The organism is Micromonospora sp. NPDC127501, assembly GCF_040302185.1.
GTDB lineage: Bacteria > Actinomycetota > Actinomycetes > Mycobacteriales > Micromonosporaceae > Micromonospora.
Genome location: NZ_JBEORJ010000003.1, coordinates 52,559 through 71,095 on the forward strand (window position 1 = coordinate 52,559; position 18,537 = coordinate 71,095).

The following is an 18,537-nucleotide window of genomic DNA, read 5'->3' on the forward strand; positions in this document are numbered from 1 at the left end:
GCACCGGCCGAAACGCCTCAGAACAGGCTCAGCGGATCGACCTGGAGACGAACCGGATCGGCGGCCTTGCGAGCGGCCCGGACGCCGGCGGCCGAGTGCAACGCCTCGGCGAGCGCGGCGGCCCGGGCCCGGGGCACCCGGACCAACATCCGCTCCCGGCCCTCCTCGGCCGGCACCGGCCCGAGCACCTCGGCGTCGTCCGGCAGCCGGGCCGCGGCCAGCAGGTCCGCCACCGCCTCGGCCGCTCCGGTGACGCTCGCCATCCGCACGGCCGGCGGAAAGCCCAACTCACGGCGCTCGGCCAGCTCCCGACCGGCGAACCAGCCGGCGTCCCAGCGCAGCAGCGCCTGCACGGGGGCGAGCGCACCGTCGGCGACCACCACCACCCGACCCGCCGGCGCCGGGCGGGCCAGCGCCGCCGCCGCCAGCCAGCGGCGCAGCGCCTCCTCGCCGGCGCGCAGGTCGGCTCGGGTGAGCAGGGCCCACGAGTCGAGCAGCAGCACCGCGCCGTAGCCGCCCTCGGCGACCGGCTCGGCGCCCGGGGTGGCCACCACCAGGGCCGCGCCGCCGGGCACGTCGGTCAGCACCTCCTCGCGCCCCGAGGTGCGCACCGGCACGTCGGGGAACGCCCGGCCCAGCTCCTCGGCGGTCCGCCGGGCGCCGGTCACCGCGGCCCGCAGCCGCCGCCCACCGCACTCCGGGCAGGCGTACGCGGCCGCCACCCGGGCGCACCACCGGCAGGCCGGAGTGCCGCCGGCCGAGGGCAGCGCGAGCGGGCCGGCGCAGTGCGCGCAGCGGGCCGGGGTGCGGCACTCGGCGCAGGAGATCGACGGGAGGTAGCCGCGGCGGGGCACCTGCACCAGCACCGGCAGGTCCTGGCGGAGCGCGTCGCGGGCAGCCGTCCAGGCCAGGCTGGGCAGCCGGGCGGTGGCGGCCCCGGGGTCGCGGGCCAGTTGCGGGTCGTCCCCGGTCGGCGCGATGGCCGGGATCCGGGCCCGCACGGTGGCCCGGTCGGCGACCACCTCCGGGGCCCAGCCGGTCTCCACCAGCAGCTGCGCCTCGGCCGTCCGGGCGTACCCGCCGACCAGCGCACCGGCCTCGGCGAGGTGCGCCCGGGTGAGCAGCACGTCACGGGCGTGCGGGTAGGGCGCCCGGGGCTCGGAGTGCAGGTCGTCACCGTCGTCCCAGACGGCGACGAGGCCGAGCCGGGCCACCGGGGCGAACATCGCCGCCCGGGTGCCGATCACCACCGACACCTGGTTACGGCGAGCGGCGAGGAAGGCCCGGTACCGCCGGGCCGGGCCGAGCGCCGCGGAGAGGCTGACGTGCCGTCCCGGGCCGAGCACGCCGGTGAGCGCGGCGTCGAGGCGCTCGAGGTCACGCGCGTCGGGCACCACGACCACCGCGCCGCGCCCACCGGCGACGGTGGCCGCCACCGCGTCGGCGTAACGGGCCGGCCAGTCCTCACCGGGCAGCGCCGACCAGACCGCGCGGGGTGCCCGGCCGTCGGTGAGCGCCCGCAGCAGGGCCGGGCCGGTCGGGTAGTCGCGCCACCCGCGTGGGTCGACCGCCCCGGTGGGGGCCGCCGGGGTGGGCTGCTCGTCGTGGGGCTCCTTCTCCACCCGGGCGTGCCGGGGTGGCACGGCGAGCCGGAGCACGTCGGCGAGGCTGCCCGCGTACCGGTCGGCGACCGCCCGGGCCAGCCGGGCGATCTCGGGGGCCAGCACCGGCTCCGGGGAGACCACCTTCTCCAGGTACGCGAGGCGGCCGGTGTGCCCGGAGTCGTCGGCGCGTGACAGCAACCACCCGTCGACGAGTTGCCCGGCGAAGCGCACCTTCACCCGGGTACCGGGCACCGCCACCTCGTCCAGCTCCGCCGGCACCAGGTAGTCGAACGGCCGGTCCAGGTGCGCCAGTCCGACATCCACGCAGACGCGCGCGACCGGCGACCCGTCCGCGGGTCGCCGGTCGCTGCGCTTGGTGGCGGTCAGGCTCCCGCGGCCGACTTGAGGTCGGCGGCCCGGTCGGTGCTCTCCCAGGTCAGGTCCGGCAGCTCCCGGCCGAAGTGGCCGTACGCGGCGGTCTGCTGGTAGATGGGGCGGAGCAGGTTGAGGTCCCGGATGATCGCGGCCGGGCGCAGGTCGAACACCTCGGTGACGGCCTTCTCGATCGAGGAGACGGGCACGGTCTCGGTGCCGAACGTCTCGATGAACAGGCTCACCGGGTGGGCCTTGCCGATGGCGTAGGCGACCTGCGCCTCGCACCGCTCGGCCAGGCCGGCGGCGACCACGTTCTTGGCCACCCAGCGCATCGCGTACGCGGCCGAGCGGTCCACCTTGGACGGGTCCTTGCCGGAGAACGCGCCGCCACCGTGGCGGGCGTACCCGCCGTAGGTGTCGACGATGATCTTCCGGCCGGTCAGCCCGGCGTCGCCCATCGGGCCGCCGATCTCGAACCGGCCGGTCGGGTTGACCAGCAGCCGGTAACCGTCGGTGTCCAGGCCGAGGCTCTCCAGCTCCGGGGCGATCACGTGGTCGCGCACGTCCGGGGTGAGCAGCGAGTCCAGCGAGATGTCGGCGGCGTGCTGGCTGGACACCACGACGGTGTTCAGCCGGACCGGGCGCAGCCCCTCGTACTCGATGGTGACCTGGGTCTTGCCGTCCGGCCGCAGGTACGGGATCGTGCCGTCCTTGCGCACCGCCGAGAGGCGGCGGGCCAGCCGGTGGGCGAGCGCGATCGGCAGCGGCATCAGCTCGGGCGTCTCCGAGCAGGCGAAGCCGAACATCATGCCCTGGTCGCCGGCACCCTGCGCGTCCAGCGCGCTCTCCGACGCCCCGGTGCGCAGCTCGAAGGCGTTGTCCACACCCTGCGCGATGTCCTCGGACTGTGCGCCGATGGAGACGCTGACCCCGCAGGAGGCGCCGTCGAAGCCCTTCTTCGACGAGTCGTAGCCGATGTCGAGGATGGTCCGGCGGACGATCGTCGGGATGTCGGCGTACGCCTTGGTGGTCACCTCACCGGCGATGTGCACCTGACCGGTGGTGATCATGGTCTCCACGGCCACGCGGCTGTGGGGATCCTCGGTCAGCAGCGCGTCGAGGATGCCATCGCTGATCTGGTCAGCGATCTTGTCCGGGTGGCCTTCCGTGACCGATTCGGACGTGAAGAGACGGCGTGTCACGGCACTCCTAAGCGTATGAGGTCGTTCCGCGGCAGTCTAATCACCACTGCGGCCGGTGTCGGGATCGGTCGAGCCGTGTTCCACCCGTCAGGAGCGGCCGGGCAGCCGCGTCACGACGAGATCCCACACGGCGTCGGCCACGGCTTCCTTGGCCTGCTCGGGCAGCCGGCTGACCGAACCGTCCGCGCCGATGACCGTCACCGTGTTGGTGTCGGCGCCGAAGACCAGGTCCGGACCGACCTCGTTGACCACGATCAGGTCGGCCCGCTTCCGGGCGAGTTTCGCCCGGCCGTTGGCCTCGGCATCGCCGGTCTCGGCGGCGAACACCACCAGCACCTGCCCTGGTCGTTTGCGCTGGCCGAGCTCCGCCGCGATGTCCGGGTTCGTGACGAGCTCGATGGTGGGTGCGACACCGTCGTCCGACTTCTTGATTTTGCCAGTCGCGTACGTCGCGGGCCGGAAATCGGCCGGAGCCGCCGCCATCACCACCGCGTCGGCCTCGACGGCGGCCTTGACGGTCGCCTCCCGCAGCTCGGCGGTGGTGCCCACCCGGATCAGGTCGACCCCGGCCGGATCGGCGAGGCCGACGTTGGCCGAGATCAGTGTGACCCGGGCACCCCGGGCGACCGCCGCGCGGGCGAACGCGTACCCCTGCTTGCCCGACGAGCGGTTGCCGAGGAAACGCACCGGGTCGAGGGGCTCGCGGGTGCCACCGGCCGTGACGACGACCCGGCGACCGGCCAGGTCGGCGGGGGCGGAGTCGCCTCGGGCCAGGAGCCGACCGGCGACGGCGAAGATCTCCGCCGGGTCGGGCAGCCGGCCCTTGCCGGTGTCGGCGCCGGTGAGCCGGCCGACGGCGGGCTCGATGACCCGGACCCCCCGGGAGCGCAACGTGGCCACGTTGGCCACGGTGGCCGGGTGCTCCCACATCTCGGTGTGCATGGCCGGGGCCAGCAGGACCGGGCAGCGGGCGGTCAGCAGGGTGTTGGTCAGCAGGTCGTCGGCGAGGCCGTGGGCGGCCTTGGCGAGCAGGTCGGTGGTGGTCGGCGCGACCACCACGAGGTCCGCCTGCTTACCGAGCCGGACGTGCGGCACCTCGTGGACGTCGGTCCAGACGTCGTCGGCGACCGGTTGACCGGAGAGCGCGGCCCAGGTCGGCGCTCCAACGAAGCGGAGCGCCGACGCGGTCGGCACGACCCGAACCCGGTGACCGGATTCGGTGAAGAGTCGCAGCAGCTCGCACGCCTTGTAGGCGGCGATGCCGCCACCGACCCCGAGGACGATCGAGGCGGACATCGGCCAGCGGGGGCTTACGGCTGGTCGGTCGGCTCGGCGGTGAGCAGGCCCGAGTTGATCTCGCGCATGGCGATGGAGAGGGGCTTCTCCTGCGGGGTGGTCTCGACGAGCGGGCCGACGTACTCCAGCAGACCCTCACCGAGCTGGCTGTAGTAGGCGTTGACCTGGCGCGCGCGCTTGGCGGCGAAGATGACCAGCGCGTACTTCGACGTCGTCTTCTCGAGGAGCTCGTCGATCGGCGGGTTGGTGATGCCTTCGGGGTTGGCGATGGATCCCACGAATTAACCTCTGCGTCTTTCGAGCCGCGCGGACGCGGTGCTGAGTCTCAACGGCGGCCGACCGTCAGCCACGCACGCGCGACCAGGCCGGATCCGGATAAGAAGAACCGAGTAAGCCTACCAGCTCCTCGACCACCCGTTCGGTGTGGTCGTGGGTCAGCGTGTGCTCGACGGTGGCGGCCACCGTGGCGTCGGGCGCGTACCCGGGTGGGCTCAGCAACACCAGTCGGGCATCGGGCACGCGCGCCCGGACCAGTCGGGCGCCGCGCAGGTCGAGCGGGAGCAGCACCGGCTGCCCGGCGTCGAGCCGGGCGCGCAGCGGGGGGTACGGGGTGCCCCGGCGGTGCGAACCGATCCGGGACCACTCCAGCAGCTCGCCGTCGACGAGCCGTCTATCGAACTCGGCGGGGGCGAGGAAGACGCGGTCCACCCCGTCGATCTCCGACTCCCGGCGCGGCCTGGTGGTTGCCGCGACCGGGATCCACACGGACGGAGAACGCGCCCGGACGAGCTCGACGACACTCTCCCTGCCGGAACCCGAAGGTCCAGCCAGGACAGTGAGCCGAGCCGCCGGGCGCGCCTCGTCATCCGTGCTCACTGCTTGTTTCTACACGCTGCCAGGTTCAGTTGGCGGCGAACTCTCCAAGCAGTGCCTTGCGCTGCTGCTCGCCGAGGCCACGCAGGCGACGGCTGTCGGCGATCTTGAGCTTCTCCATGATCTGGGTAGCCCGGATCTTGCCGATGCCCGGCATGGCCTGCAGGACGGCCGACACCTTGAGCTTGCCAACGACGTCGTCGCTCTCGGCCCGCTCGAGGACGGCACCGAGGGTGGTCTTGCCCTGCTTGAGCTGCTCCTTCAGCTGAGCACGGGCCTTGCGGATCTCCGCGGCCTTCTCGAGCGCGGCAGCGCGTTGTTCGGGGGTCAGTGACGGGAGCGGCACCAGTTCTCCTCAGGTCCCTATCGCGGCGGGCGGGGCGCACCGCCGCATCTGTGAAACGTGGTGTCGCTGTGAACCAAGGGGTCCATGGTTCCCAGCGCGGGGAAAACTAGCGGCCAACGGAGCTTTCGGCAACGTGGGGGCCGCATGATCACCGTAGAGTGACCGACCCGTCAGTCAGTCACCGGGCAGGCAGAACGGCCCGGCAGTCGACCAACACGCGGTCCGCGGCGGCCCGCAGCGCGGCCACATCAGGGCCTGCCGAGAGCACTTCCCGGGAGTACGACGGGAGCACCGAGGCGAGGCTCGAACCGAAGACGGTACGCAGATCGGCTGCGCCGGCACCCTGCGCGCCGAGCCCCGGAGCGAGCAGTGGGCCGCCCACACCGGAGAGGTCGTGACCGGTGTCACCGATGGTCGCGCCGACCACCAGACCGAAGCTCCCGAGCGGGGACGCACCCCTGTTGAGCTGGGAAATCTCGTCGATCACGGTTTGCGCCACGGTGCGGCCGTCCGCCGTGACGGCCCGCTGCACGGCCGCGCCCTCGGGGTTGGAGGTGAGGGCCAACACGAACACGCCGCCGCCGTGCTCGGCGGCCAGCTCGAACATCGGCGCCAGCGAACCGACCCCGAGGTAGGGGCTCGCGGTGACCGCGTCGACATACACCGGGCTGGATGGATCAAGGTACGCGGCGGCGTACGCGCTCACCGTCGAGCCGATGTCGCCGCGCTTGACATCGAGCAGAACGAGCGAGCCGGCATCTCGTAACTGTCGGATAGTTGACTCAAGAATCGCCACACCTCGGGACCCGAAACGCTCGAAAAAGGCCGACTGAGGCTTGACTACCGCAACCCGGTCACCGAGCGCTTCCACCACGGTCCGGCTGAACCGGTCGAGCCCCTGGACGTCGTCCGGGAGGCCCCACTGGGCCAGCAGACCGGGATGCGGGTCGATGCCCACACAGAGTGGGCCCCGCTCGGTGATCGCCCGGTGCAGCCGGGTACCGAAGCTCTCCATCGGAGTGTTCCCCTCTTCTCGTCCGGGCGGTCGACCCGCCCGGGTAACCCGTCGACCCGGTGGCCGGGCCGACTCAGCCAGCCGCCACCGCCGCCGCCACCCCGGTCGCGATCCGGGCCAGGTCGGCGTCGTCGGTGACGTACGGCGGCATCGTGTAGATCAGGTCGCGGAACGGACGCAGCCACACCCCCTGGGCGACCGCGGCCGCGGTCGCCGCGCCGAGGTCGACCTCGTGATCGAGCTGCACCACGCCGATCGCGCCGAGGACCCGTACGTCGGCCACGCCCGGCGTGCCGCGCAGGGGCTCCAGACCGGCGCGCAGGCCGGCGCCGACCCTGGCGACCTGGCCGGCCCAGTCTCCGGCCCGCAGCAGCCCGATGGAGGCGTTCGCCACCGCGCAGGCCAGCGGGTTACCCATGAACGTGGGCCCGTGCGCCAGCACGCCGGTCGCCGAGATGCCCCGGGCGACCTCCCCGGTGCACAGGGTCGCCGCGAGGGTCAGGTACCCGCCGGTCAGCGCCTTGCCCACGCAGAGCACGTCCGGCGTCACCCCGGCGTGCTCGGCGGCGAACATCTCGCCGGTACGGCCGAACCCGGTGGCGATCTCGTCGAAGATCAGCAGAATGCCGTGCGCGCGGGTCACCTCGCGCAGCACCCGCAGGTAACCCGGGTGGTGGAAGCGCATCCCGCCGGCACCCTGGACGACGGGCTCGACGATCACGGCGGCCAACTCGTCGGCGTACCGCTCGACCGTCTCCACCAGCGCCGCCACGTACGCGTCGTCGGGCGGGTCGGTGAAGCCGCCCGGCGGCACCGGGGCGAACACCTGCCGGGGCAGCACGTCGCCCCACAGGTGGTGCATCCCGCCCTCCGGGTCGCAGACGCTCATCGGGTGGAAGGTGTCGCCGTGGTAGCCACCCCGCCAGGTCGCCAGCCGGCGCCGCTGCGGCCGCCCGACGGCCCGCTGGTACTGCAGGCACATCTTCACCGCCACCTCGACGCTGACCGAGCCGGAGTCGGCCAGGAACACGTGCTCCAGGCCGTCCGGGGTCAGCTCGACCAGGGTCCGGGCCAGCTGCACCGCCGGCTCGTGGGTGAGCCCGCCGAACATCACGTGGCTCATCCGGCCGAGCTGGTCGGTCACCGCCGCGTCCAGCACCGGGTGCCGGTACCCGTGGATCGCCGCCCACCAGGACGACATCCCGTCCACCAGCTCCCGCCCGTCGGCCAGGGTGAGCCGCACCCCCTCGGCGCCGCGCACCACGTAGGGCGGGTTGGCCGGCGGCAGCGCGGCGTACGGGTGCCAGACGTGCGCCCGGTCAGCGGCCAGGATCTCCTCGGGTGTCACGCGTACTCCTCTGCGCCTCGAACGGTCCGGACGGCGGACGTCCTGCGGCCGGATCGAACCTCGCCGCCGCCTCCCCGGCTTCCATGTCCGCCGCCTCTGCTCGGCACCCGCGGACGCGACACCCGGTGGCCGGGTGTCGCGCTCCGGGTGGTGCACCCGCGGGTGCGGAGCAGAGGGGCAGCAACGGGCGTGGGATCGTCGGCGCGGAGCGGGCTCGGCACCCGTTTACGCCGGGCCAGCACCGGGCCGGGGGCGGTCACCGGCCGGCGACCGCGTCCGGTGCCGCCGTTGCGGCCGTCGCGCGGGCGGCGGCGCGGACCAGGGCCGGTCCTCGGTAGATGAAGCCGGTGTAGAGCTGCACCAGGGCGGCGCCCGCATCGAACATCCGCGCCGCGTCGTCCGGGTCCAGCACCCCGCCGACGCCGACGATCGGCAGCCGGCCGCCGGTCTCGGAGTGGACGAAGGCGACCACGTCGCGGGCCCGCCCGGTGAGCGGCCGACCGGAGAGGCCACCGGCCTGGGCGCCACGCTCGACGTCGACGCCGGCGAGGCCGTCCCGCGACAGCGTGGTGTTGGTGGCGATCACCCCGGCGGCACCCCGGGCCAGGCAGACCTCCAGCAACTCGGCGATCGCCGCCTCGGTCAGGTCTGGTGCGATCTTGACCAGCACCGGCTTCTCCCCCACCAACGCGCCGAGCAGCGCGTCCAGATGGGCCCGGTCCTGCAACGACCGCAGACCCGGGGTGTTCGGTGAGGACACGTTCACCGCGAAGTAGTCGCCGTGCCCGCGCAGCGCCCGGTACGAGGCGAGGTAGTCCTCGACCGCCTCGTCCAGTGGGGTCACCTTGGACTTGCCCAGCGAGATGCCCAGCGGCACCCCGAGCGGGCGCGGCAGCGCCGCCAGCCGGGTGGCCAGCGCGGCGGCCCCGGCGTTGTTGAAGCCCATCCGGTTGACCACCGCCTCGCTGGCCGGCAGCCGGAACAGCCGTGGCCGTGGGTTGCCCGGCTGGGCGTGCGCGGTGACAGTGCCGACCTCCACGAAACCGAAGCCGAGCGCCGGCCAGGCCGGTAGCGCGGCGCCGTCCTTGTCCATGCCGGCGGCCAACCCGACCGGGTTGGGAAACCGCACCCCGAACACGGTGCGCGGCGCGTCGACCGCGTAGCGGGCCCGCAGCGCGGCGAGCGCGGCCGGCCGCCGCGACAGGGCTGCCAAGCGCCGCAGCGTCCACTCGTGCGCCGCCTCGGCGTCACCGCCCCCGAGCCGGAACAACCACGGCCGTACCGCCCGCTCGAACACTGTCACTGGGCCGCCCGCAGGGTTGCGTGCAGGTCCTGCAGGGGGCGGACCTGCATGTCGCCGCGGATCCGCGCCTCGATGCCCATCACCGCAGCGGCGGCGCCGGGAACCGTGGTGATGCACGGGATGTCCGCGGTGACGGCCGCGCTGCGGATCTCGTAGCCGTCGGAGCGGGCGCTGGCACCCGAACCCTGCGGCGTGTTGATCACCAGCGCCACGTGGCCGCCGCCGATCAGCGACACCGCGTCGTCGCCCGCACCGGCCTGGTAGTGCTTACGGATCTGCTCACAGGCGATGCCGTGCCGGCGCAGCACCTCGGCCGTGCCGGCGGTGGCGACGATCTCGAAGCCCAGATCGGCCAGCCGCTTGATCGGGAAGATCATGCCGCGCTTGTCCCGGTTGGCCACCGAGACGAAGATCTTCCCGGCGGTCGGCAGCGACCCGTACGCGGCCGACTGGCTCTTGGCGAAGGCATGCCCGAAGTTGGTGTCGATGCCCATCACCTCGCCGGTCGACTTCATCTCCGGTCCGAGCAGCGAGTCGATCCCCTTGCCCGCACGGGTCCGGAAACGCTTGAACGGCAGCACCGCCTCCTTGACCGCGACCGGCGCGTCGGCGGGCATCGTGCCCCCGTCCCCCGTCGCCGGCAGCAGGCCCTCGGCGCGCAGCTCGGCGATGCTCGCGCCGAGCGCGATCCGGGCCGCCGCCTTGGCCAGCGGCACCGCCGTGGCCTTGGAGACGAACGGGACGGTCCGCGACGCGCGCGGGTTCGCCTCCAGCACGTAGAGCACGTCGTCCTTGAGGGCGTACTGCACGTTGAGCAGGCCACGGACCCCGACGCCACGCGCGATGGCCTCGGTGTAGCGGCGGACCTCGACCAGGTGCGAGCCCGCGAGGGTGATCGGCGGGAGCGCGCAGGACGAGTCGCCGGAGTGGATACCCGCCTCCTCGATGTGCTCCATCACGCCGCCGATGTAGACCTCGCCGTCGGCGTCGCACAGCGCGTCCACGTCGATCTCGATGGCGTCGTCGAGGAACCGGTCCACCAGCACCGGGTGGTCCGGGGAGATGTCGGTGGCCCGGCCGATGTAGTCGCGCAGCGTCGGGTCGTCGTAGACGATCTCCATGCCCCGCCCGCCCAGCACGTACGACGGCCGGACCAGCACCGGGTAGCCGATCTCGTCGGCGATCGTCTTGGCCTCGTCGTACGAGGTGGCCATGCCGTGCGCCGGCGCGCGCAGTCCGGCGCGGGCCAGCACCGCGCCGAAAGCGCCACGCTCCTCGGCCAGGTGGATCGACTCCGGGGAGGTGCCGACGATCGGCACACCGGCGTTCTTGAGCCGCTGCGCCAACCCCAGCGGGGTCTGCCCGCCGAGTTGGACGACCACCCCGACCACACCCGGCCCGCCGGCCGCCCGGCCGGACGAGTCCTCGGCGTGCCAGACCTCCAGGACGTCCTCGAAGGTCAACGGCTCGAAGTAGAGCCGGTCGGCGGTGTCGTAGTCGGTGGAGACCGTCTCCGGGTTGCAGTTGACCATGACGGTCTCGTAACCGGCCGACCGCAACGCCTGGACGGCGTGCACGCACGAGTAGTCGAACTCGATGCCCTGCCCGATCCGGTTCGGGCCGGAGCCCAGGATCAGCACCTTCGGCCGGTCCGACGGCACGACCTCGGTCTCCAGGTCGTACGTGGAGTAGTGGTACGGCGTGGTCGCCTCGAACTCGGCCGCGCAGGTGTCCACCGTCTTGTAGACCGGGCGCACATCGAGGCGGTGGCGCAGGGTCCGTACGCCGTCCTCGGCGGCCAGCTCCGGGCGCAGCGCGGCGAGCTGCCGGTCGGACAGACCGGCCCGCTTGGCGCGGCGCAGCAGGTCGGCGTCGAGCACCGGCGCGTCGACGATCTCGGCGCGCAGCTCGATCAGCGCGGAGATCTGGTCCAGGAACCACGGGTCGATCCCGCCGGACGCCTCGGCGACCTCGGCGATCGACGCGCCGAGCCGCAGCGCCCGCTCCACCGTGTACAGCCGGCCGTCGTGCGGGATCCGCAGGGCGGCGAGGGTGTCCGCGAGGGTGACGCCCGCCGGGTCCGGCACACTCCAGAAACCGGCTGACTTGGTTTCCATCGAGCGCATCGCCTTGTTCAGCGCCTCGGTGAAGTTGCGCCCGAGGCTCATCGCCTCGCCCACCGACTTCATCGTGGTGGTCAGCTCCGGGTCGGCGCCGGGGAACTTCTCGAACGCGAACCGGGGGATCTTCACCACCACGTAGTCGAGGGTCGGCTCGAACGCCGCCGGTGTCTTCAGGGTGATGTCGTTGGGGATCTCGTCGAGGGTGTAGCCGATGGCCAGCTTCGCGGCGATCTTCGCGATCGGGAAGCCGGTCGCCTTGGAGGCCAGCGCCGAGGACCGCGACACCCGGGGGTTCATCTCGATCACGACGATCCGGCCGTCGACCGGGTTGACCGCGAACTGGATGTTGCAGCCGCCGGTGTCCACCCCGACCTCGCGCAGCACGGCGATGCCCAGGTCACGCAGGCGCTGGTACTCCCGGTCGGTGAGCGTCATGGCCGGGGCCACTGTGACGCTGTCGCCGGTGTGCACGCCCATCGGGTCGATGTTCTCGATCGAGCAGACCACCACCACGTTGTCGTGCCGGTCGCGCATCAGCTCGAGCTCGTACTCCTTCCAGCCGAGCACGCTCTCCTCGATGAGCACCTCGTGCACCGGGCTGGCGGACAGGCCGTCGCCGGCGATACGGGCCAGGTCCTCCGGGGTGTGCGCCATGCCGGAGCCCAGGCCACCCATGGTGAACGACGGCCGGATCACCACCGGCAGGCCCAGCTCGGCGACGGTCGCCTCGACCTCGTCCATCGAGTGGCAGACCCGCGAGCGGGGAACCAGCGCGGTCGGGTCGTCGACGCCCAGCCGTACGCCGGCCTTCGCCACGATCTCCTTGAACAGCTGCCGGTCCTCGCCCCGGTTGATGGCGTCGATGTTCGCGCCGATCAGCTCCACGCCGTACTTCTCCAGGACGCCGGCCTCGTGCAGGGCGACGGCCGTGTTCAGCGCGGTCTGCCCGCCGAGGGTCGCGAGGATCGCGTCCGGGCGTTCCTTGGCGATGACCAGCTCCACGAACTCCGGGGTGATCGGCTCGACGTAGGTCGCGTCGGCGAACTCCGGGTCCGTCATGATCGTCGCCGGGTTGGAGTTGACCAGGCTGACCCGGATCCCCTCACTGCGCAGGACCCGGCACGCCTGGGTGCCGGAGTAGTCGAACTCGCAGGCCTGCCCGATGACGATCGGCCCGGAGCCGATCACGAGGATGTGCTTGAGATCGGTCCGCTTAGGCATTGCTGCGCCCCTTGCTGTGGGTCCGGCCTTCGATCAGTTCGGCGAATCGGTCGAAGAGGTAGTCCGCGTCGTGCGGGCCGGCCGCCGCCTCCGGGTGGTACTGGACGGTGAACGCGGGCAGGTCCACGGCCCGCAGCCCCTCGACCACGTTGTCATTGAGGCAGACGTGCGACACCCGTACGCCGCCGAAGTCGGTGTCGATCACCTGGTCGGGGACGACCGCGCCGTTGCCCGAGCCGGGCACCTGCACGGCGAAGCCGTGGTTGTGGCTGGTCACCTCGACCTTGCCGGTGACCCGGTCGAGCACCGGCTGGTTGATCCCGCGGTGGCCGTAGCCCAGCTTGTAGGTGCCGAAGCCGAGCGCCCGACCGAGGATCTGGCTGCCGAAGCAGATGCCGAACAGCGGCACCTCCCGCCGCAGCGCCTCCCGGGCCAGCGCCACCGGGGCGTCGGCGGTGGCCGGGTCGCCCGGGCCGGGCGACAGGAAGATCGCGTCGGCGCCGGTGGCGAGCATCTGGTCGATGCTCGACGACGCCGGCAGCACGTGGGTGGTCACCCCACGGGTGGCCAGCCGACGCGGCACGTTGCGCTTGATGCCCAGGTCCAGGGCGGCCACTGTGAACCGGTGCTCGCCCAGGGCCTCGACGACGTACGGCTCGGCGGTGCTCACCTCGGCGGACAGGTCGGCGCCGACCATCTGCGGCGCCTGGCGGACCCGGGCCAGCAGGCTCTGCGGATCGTTGTCGATGCTGGAGATGCCCACCCGCATGGCGCCCCGCTCGCGCAGGTGCCGGGTCAGCGCCCGGGTGTCCACCCCGCTGATGCCCACCACACCCTCGGTGGCGAGGCGGTCCTCGAGACCACCGGTGGCCCGCCAGTTCGAGCCGATCCGGGCCGGGTCGCGCACGACGTAGCCGGCCACCCAGATCCGACCGGACTCGTCGTCCTCGCCGTTGACGCCGGTGTTGCCGATGTGCGGCGCGGTCTGCACCACCACCTGACGGTGGTAGGACGGGTCGGTCAGGGTCTCCTGGTAACCGGTCATGCCGGTGTTGAAGACCGCCTCGCCGAAGGTCTCCCCGACGCTGCCGTACGCCTCGCCGGGGAACGTACGCCCGTCCTCCAGCACCAGGATTGCGGGTCTGCGCTTGACCATTACTTGACAGCCTTTCCGTCCAGGACCGTCGGCTCGCCACGCAGGAAGGTCGCCACGATGCGACCTGGCAGCGTCATGCGGGCGTACGGGGTGTTACGACTGCGACTGGCCAGCTCCGTCGGCTCGATGGTGCGGCGGACGGCCGGGTCGATCAGGGTCAGGTTGGCCGGCACACCCGGCGCGGGGTCGACCCCGTGCCCGGTGAGGCCGGCGATCCGTGCGGGGGTGCGCGACATCCGCTCGGCGATCAGGTCCCACTCGGGGCCGAGCACGTCCAGCGCGATGGAGAGGGCCGTCTCCAGACCGAGCATCCCCGGTCGGGCGTACGCCCACTCGCACTCCTTGTCCTCCACCGCGTGCGGGGCGTGGTCGGTGGCGATCACGTCGATCACCCCGTCGGCGAGGGCGGCACGCAGCGCGGCGATGTCCGCGGCGGTGCGCAGCGGCGGGTTCACCTTGTAGACGGGGTCGTAGGTTTCCGCCCGCTCGTCGGTGAGCAGCAGGTGGTGCGGGGTCACCTCGGCGGTCACGCGTACCCCGCGCGCCTTTGCCTGGCGCAGCACCTCGACGCTGCCGGCGGTGGAGACGTGGCAGACGTGCAGTCGGCTGCCCACGTGCTCGGCGAGCAGCACGTCCCGGGCGATGATCGCCTCCTCGGCGACCGCCGGCCAGCCGATCAGGCCGAGCCGGGTGGAGACCTCGCCCTCGTGCATCTGGGCGCCCTCGGTGAGCCGGGGCTCCTCGGCGTGCTGGGCGATGATCCCGTCGAACGCCTTGACGTACTCCAGGGCTCGGCGCATCAACTTCGGGTCGGCGACGCAGTGCCCGTCGTCGGAGAAGATCCGCACCCGGGCCGCCGAGTCGGCCATCGCGCCCAGCTCGGCCAGCCGCTCGCCGGCCAGCCCGACGGTGACCGCGCCGATCGGCTGCACGTCGACCAGGGCTGCCTCGCGGCCGAGCCGCCAGACCTGCTCGACCACGCCGGCGGTGTCCGCCACCGGGGAGGTGTTGGCCATCGCGCAGACCGCCGTGTAGCCGCCCAGCGCTGCCGCCCGGGAACCGGACTCGACGGTTTCGGCGTCCTCCCGACCGGGCTCGCGCAGGTGGGTGTGCAGATCGACGAGGCCGGGCAGGGCGACCAGGCCGGTGCCGTCGACGACTGTGGCGTCCGGCGCGGTCAGGCCGGGACCGACAGCGGCGATCACGCCGTCGCGGATCAGCAGGTCGGTCGGCGCGGCGCCGACGACACTCACGCTGGTGATCAGGTACGCGGTCACCGGTTGTTCCCTCCGAGCAGCAGGTAAAGGACAGCCATCCGCACGGAGACCCCGTTGGTGACCTGTTCGACGATGGTGGAGCGGGGTGAGTCGGCGACCTCGGGGGTGATCTCCATCCCCCGGTTCATCGGGCCGGGGTGCATGACGATCGCGTGCTCGGGCAGCCGGCGCATCCGCGGGCCGTCCAGCCCGTAGCGGCGGGCGTACTCGCGCGCGGAGGGGAAGTAGGAGTCGTTCATCCGCTCCCGCTGCACGCGCAGCATCATCACCACGTCCACGTTCGGCAGGACGGAGTCGAGGTCGTAGGAGACGTCGGTGCCGGGCGCGAGGGCGCCCGCGATGTCGACCGGGATGAGGGTCGGCGGGCCGACCAGGGTGACCTTGGCGCCGAGGGTGGAGAGCAGCAGCACGTTGGAGCGGGCCACCCGGGAGTGCAGCACGTCCCCGACCACCGCTACCGACAGGCCGGCGAGCCGGCCCAGCCGGGCCCGCATGGTGTACGCGTCCAGCAGCGCCTGGGTGGGGTGCTCGTGGGTGCCGTCGCCGGCGTTGACCACCGACCCGTCCACCCAGTTGGCCAGGCGGTGCGGCGCGCCGGAGGCGGGGTGTCGGACGACCACGGCGTCCGCGCCCATGGCCTGAAGGGTCAACGCGGTGTCCTTCAGGCTCTCACCCTTGGTGACGCTGGACCCCTTCGCGGAAAAGTTGATCACGTCGGCGCTGAGCCGCTTCGCCGCCGCCTCGAAGGAGATCCGGGTACGCGTGGAGTCCTCGTAGAAGAGGTTCACCACGGTCCGTCCGCGCAGCGCGGGAAGCTTCTTGATCTCCCGGCCGGCGACGGTGGCCATCTCGGCGGCGGTGTCCAGGATCTCGGTGGCGGTGTCGGCGTCCAGGTCCCCGCCGGAGAGCAGATGCTTGATCATGAGGCAGTTCCCCCGTAGAGCTTGACCTCGTCCGTCCCGTCGATCTCGGCGAGCGTCACCTTGACGCTCTCGGCGAGCGAGGTCGGGATGTTCTTGCCGACGTAGTCGGCGCGGATCGGCAACTCACGGTGGCCCCGGTCGACCAGGACGGCGAGCTGCACCGAGGCCGGGCGGCCCACGTCGTTGAGCGCGTCGAGCGCGGCCCGGACGGTGCGGCCGGAGAAGAGCACGTCGTCGACGAGGATGACCCGTTTGCCGTCGATCCCGCCGGGAGGCAGCTCGGTCGGACCCACCGCGCGGGTGGCGTGCCGACGGAGGTCGTCGCGGTACAGGGTGATGTCGAGCACACCGACCGGAACGGCGACGTCCTCGAAGGTGCTGATCCGGTCGGCGAGCCGCCGGGCGAGGGGGGTGCCCCGGGTGGGAATCCCCAGCAGCACCGTGTTGGCGGCGCCCTGGGTCTTCTCCAGGATCTGGTGGGCGATGCGGTCGACCACGCGTTGCACGTCGGCGCTGGCGAGGATCACCTTCACCGAGGGTTGTTGCGGTGGTGACGAGCGGGCAGCCGGTGGGTATGCCACGGCGGACCTCCTTCCCCGCCTCACGGGACGGGTCGTTAAAGGATGTCGGGCACCTCCGGCCGGTCCGCTCAGCAGACCTGGGCCGGGGCTTCCGCCACGTTACCAGTGGTCACCGGGGTGATGGACGGCGGCCGCTGACCACCGGGTCAGGCACCGGAAAAGGAGAAAACTCCCCGGACGCTCCGCAACGGTAGGGGCACGACCACTTGACCACGTGTCGCATTCCCCGTACCGTCACGCTCCGTAGCGATCGACGGGAGAACCCCGAGCAGCACTGGGAGTGTCCGAATGCCCTCTGAATACGCCAAGTCTCTGGGCGCCCGCCTGCGCTCCATCCGCCAGCAGCAGGGTCTCTCCCTGCAGGGTGTGGAGGAGAAGTCGAACGGGCGGTGGAAGGCCGTGGTGGTCGGCTCGTACGAGCGTGGCGACCGGGCCGTGACGGTGTCCCGTCTGGCCGAGTTGGCCGAGTTCTACCGCGTACCCGTCTCGGAGCTGCTGCCTGACGGCAGTGGCGTCCGTCACGAGCCCACCAGCAAGATTGTCCTGGACCTGGAGCGGCTCTACGACGAGGCCTCCGAGGACCTGGCCTACGTCGCCCGCTACGCCCGCGCCATCCAGCAGCAGCGCGGCGACTACAACGGCCGGGTGCTCTCCATCCGCGCCGACGACCTGCGGGCGCTCGCGATCGTCTACGACGCCTCACCGTCGGGCCTGATCGAGCGGCTCACCGAGCACGGCGTGCTGGTGGCCGACCCCCGGGCGTTCTTCGCCTCCTGATCTGCCGCTCCACCTGATCTGCCGCTTCACCGAAAGGGCCCGTGCCGGTTGGCACGGGCCCTTTCGGATCTGCGGTGTTCGGTGCGGACGCTCAGCGGGTGGCGTACTCGGCGATCCGGCCGAGCACCCCGTTGAGGAAGCGCGGCGAATCGTCGGTCGACATCTGTCGAGCCAGCTCCACGGCCTCGCTGATCGCCACCGCGTCGTCGATCTCGTCGACGTAGAGCAACTCGTAGACGGCGATCCGGGCCAGATTACGGTCGACGACCGGCATCCGCTCCAACGTCCAACCCTCGGCGTAGCTGGCGATCAGCTCGTCGATCCGGTTGAGGTGCTCGGCAACCCCCTCGACCAGGCCCACCGCGTAGCCGAGATGCTCCGGTCGGGGCTGCTCGATCCGCTGCACGTAGCCGGCGAGCACCTCCACCGGAGGCTTGTCCCGCAGGTCGGCCTCGTAAAGGACATCCAGCGCCCGCTTGCGCGCCTTCCGGCGCGCCGGCATCTGCTGCTTGGAACCCTCAGCCATCAGGCGCGGCCGAGGTAACGGCCGTCGCGGGTGTCGACCTTGATCTTCTCGCCGGTGGTGATGAACAGCGGAACCGGCACGGTGGCGCCGGTCTCCACGGTCGCCGGCTTGGTGCCGCCGGTCGAACGGTCGCCCTGCAGGCCCGGCTCGGTGTAGGTGACCTCCAGCACGACGCTGGTGGGCAGCTCGATGTAGAGCGGCACACCCTCGTGCTGGGCGACGGTCGCCTCCGCCTCGGGCAGCAGGTAGTTGGCTGCCTCACCGACGGTGCCACCGGGCACGGTGATCTGGTCGAAGGTCTCCAGATCCATGAAGACGAAGTCCTCACCGTCGGCGTACAGGTACTGCATCGTGCGCTTGTCAACGGTCGCGGTTTCGACCTTGGTGCCCGCGTTGAAGGTCTTGTCGACCACCTTCCCGGACAGCACGTTCTTCAGCGTGGTGCGCACGAAGGCACCACCCTTACCGGGCTTGACGTGCTGGAACTCGACGACGGCCCAGAGCTCGCCGTCCAGGTTGAGTACCAGGCCGTTTTTGAGGTCGTTGGTGGAGGCCATTTCCTGCCTTGATCATCAATTGGCGGACAGACCT

General features: G+C 72.1%; 17 protein-coding genes. 1 reads left to right on the forward strand and 16 read right to left on the reverse strand.

All coding sequences use genetic code 11. From position 1 onward, the window contains the following. Positions 1 to 17: 17 nt before the first annotated feature. The 14 genes from ABTW72_RS07630 to pyrR form a co-directional block, all read right to left on the reverse strand. Positions 18 to 1,991 carry a primosomal protein N' gene (locus ABTW72_RS07630; RefSeq protein ID WP_502892178.1) on the reverse strand — a complete coding sequence of 658 codons (1,974 nt, stop codon included), beginning with the start codon at positions 1,989 to 1,991 and terminating at the stop codon, positions 18 to 20. Next, on the reverse strand, positions 1,988 to 3,181 hold the full coding sequence (gene metK, locus ABTW72_RS07635) for a methionine adenosyltransferase (RefSeq protein WP_091401916.1): 1,194 nt from the start codon (positions 3,179 to 3,181) through the stop codon (positions 1,988 to 1,990). The genes ABTW72_RS07630 and metK overlap by 4 nt, the downstream gene beginning before the upstream one ends. 87 nt (positions 3,182 to 3,268) lie before the next feature. Then, positions 3,269 to 4,477 carry a bifunctional phosphopantothenoylcysteine decarboxylase/phosphopantothenate--cysteine ligase CoaBC gene (coaBC, locus tag ABTW72_RS07640; RefSeq protein ID WP_350855598.1) on the reverse strand — a complete coding sequence of 403 codons (1,209 nt, stop codon included), beginning with the start codon at positions 4,475 to 4,477 and terminating at the stop codon, positions 3,269 to 3,271. Between the two features lie 14 nt (positions 4,478 to 4,491). Beyond that, complete coding sequence (rpoZ, locus tag ABTW72_RS07645; RefSeq protein WP_030335666.1) at positions 4,492 to 4,755, reverse strand: DNA-directed RNA polymerase subunit omega; 264 nt, start codon at positions 4,753 to 4,755, stop codon at positions 4,492 to 4,494. A 64-nt stretch (positions 4,756 to 4,819) separates the two neighbouring features. Next, entirely contained in the window at positions 4,820 to 5,353 is a 534-nt protein-coding gene (locus ABTW72_RS07650; RefSeq protein WP_350855600.1) for a nucleoside/nucleotide kinase family protein, read from the reverse strand. Positions 5,354 to 5,378: 25 nt separating this feature from the next. Next, entirely contained in the window at positions 5,379 to 5,696 is a 318-nt protein-coding gene (gene mihF, locus ABTW72_RS07655) for an integration host factor, actinobacterial type (protein WP_030335662.1), read from the reverse strand. A 178-nt stretch (positions 5,697 to 5,874) separates the two neighbouring features. Beyond that, entirely contained in the window at positions 5,875 to 6,711 is an 837-nt protein-coding gene (gene pyrF / locus ABTW72_RS07660; RefSeq protein WP_091401910.1) for an orotidine-5'-phosphate decarboxylase, read from the reverse strand. A 73-nt stretch (positions 6,712 to 6,784) separates the two neighbouring features. After that, the gene (locus ABTW72_RS07665; protein ID WP_350855604.1) at positions 6,785 to 8,059 is read right to left on the reverse strand and encodes an adenosylmethionine--8-amino-7-oxononanoate transaminase; all 1,275 of its coding nucleotides are present in this window, start codon (positions 8,057 to 8,059) and stop codon (positions 6,785 to 6,787) included. A gap of 256 nt (positions 8,060 to 8,315) precedes the next feature. Further along, positions 8,316 to 9,362 (reverse strand): quinone-dependent dihydroorotate dehydrogenase, encoded by a 1,047-nt coding sequence (locus ABTW72_RS07670; RefSeq protein WP_350855607.1) that lies wholly within the window; start codon positions 9,360 to 9,362, stop codon positions 8,316 to 8,318. Beyond that, a complete protein-coding gene (gene carB, locus ABTW72_RS07675) occupies positions 9,359 to 12,706 on the reverse strand; it encodes a carbamoyl-phosphate synthase large subunit (protein WP_350855610.1) in 3,348 nt (1,115 codons plus the stop codon). Before carB ends, ABTW72_RS07670 begins: the two co-directional genes overlap by 4 nt. After that, positions 12,699 to 13,862 carry a glutamine-hydrolyzing carbamoyl-phosphate synthase small subunit gene (gene carA / locus ABTW72_RS07680; protein WP_350855613.1) on the reverse strand — a complete coding sequence of 388 codons (1,164 nt, stop codon included), beginning with the start codon at positions 13,860 to 13,862 and terminating at the stop codon, positions 12,699 to 12,701. Before carA ends, carB begins: the two co-directional genes overlap by 8 nt. Then, positions 13,862 to 15,139 (reverse strand): dihydroorotase, encoded by a 1,278-nt coding sequence (locus ABTW72_RS07685; protein ID WP_350855616.1) that lies wholly within the window; start codon positions 15,137 to 15,139, stop codon positions 13,862 to 13,864. The genes carA and ABTW72_RS07685 overlap by 1 nt, the downstream gene beginning before the upstream one ends. Next, complete coding sequence (locus tag ABTW72_RS07690; RefSeq protein WP_030335650.1) at positions 15,136 to 16,062, reverse strand: aspartate carbamoyltransferase catalytic subunit; 927 nt, start codon at positions 16,060 to 16,062, stop codon at positions 15,136 to 15,138. Before ABTW72_RS07690 ends, ABTW72_RS07685 begins: the two co-directional genes overlap by 4 nt. Next, positions 16,059 to 16,643 (reverse strand): bifunctional pyr operon transcriptional regulator/uracil phosphoribosyltransferase PyrR, encoded by a 585-nt coding sequence (pyrR, locus tag ABTW72_RS07695; protein WP_210785458.1) that lies wholly within the window; start codon positions 16,641 to 16,643, stop codon positions 16,059 to 16,061. Before pyrR ends, ABTW72_RS07690 begins: the two co-directional genes overlap by 4 nt. Positions 16,644 to 16,931: 288 nt before the next feature. Here pyrR and bldD point away from each other — a divergent pair, with 288 nt between their 5' ends. Then, positions 16,932 to 17,420: a transcriptional regulator BldD gene (gene bldD / locus ABTW72_RS07700; protein ID WP_007458348.1), complete on the forward strand. Its 489-nt coding sequence runs from the start codon at positions 16,932 to 16,934 to the stop codon at positions 17,418 to 17,420. Between the two features lie 91 nt (positions 17,421 to 17,511). On the opposite strand, the gene nusB is transcribed toward bldD, so the two are convergent. Together nusB and efp are read right to left on the reverse strand one after the other, a co-directional pair. Then, the gene (nusB, locus tag ABTW72_RS07705; RefSeq protein ID WP_184188983.1) at positions 17,512 to 17,922 is read right to left on the reverse strand and encodes a transcription antitermination factor NusB; all 411 of its coding nucleotides are present in this window, start codon (positions 17,920 to 17,922) and stop codon (positions 17,512 to 17,514) included. Between the two features lie 23 nt (positions 17,923 to 17,945). Further along, entirely contained in the window at positions 17,946 to 18,503 is a 558-nt protein-coding gene (gene efp / locus ABTW72_RS07710; protein WP_007458344.1) for an elongation factor P, read from the reverse strand. Between the last annotated feature and the right edge of the window lie 34 nt (positions 18,504 to 18,537).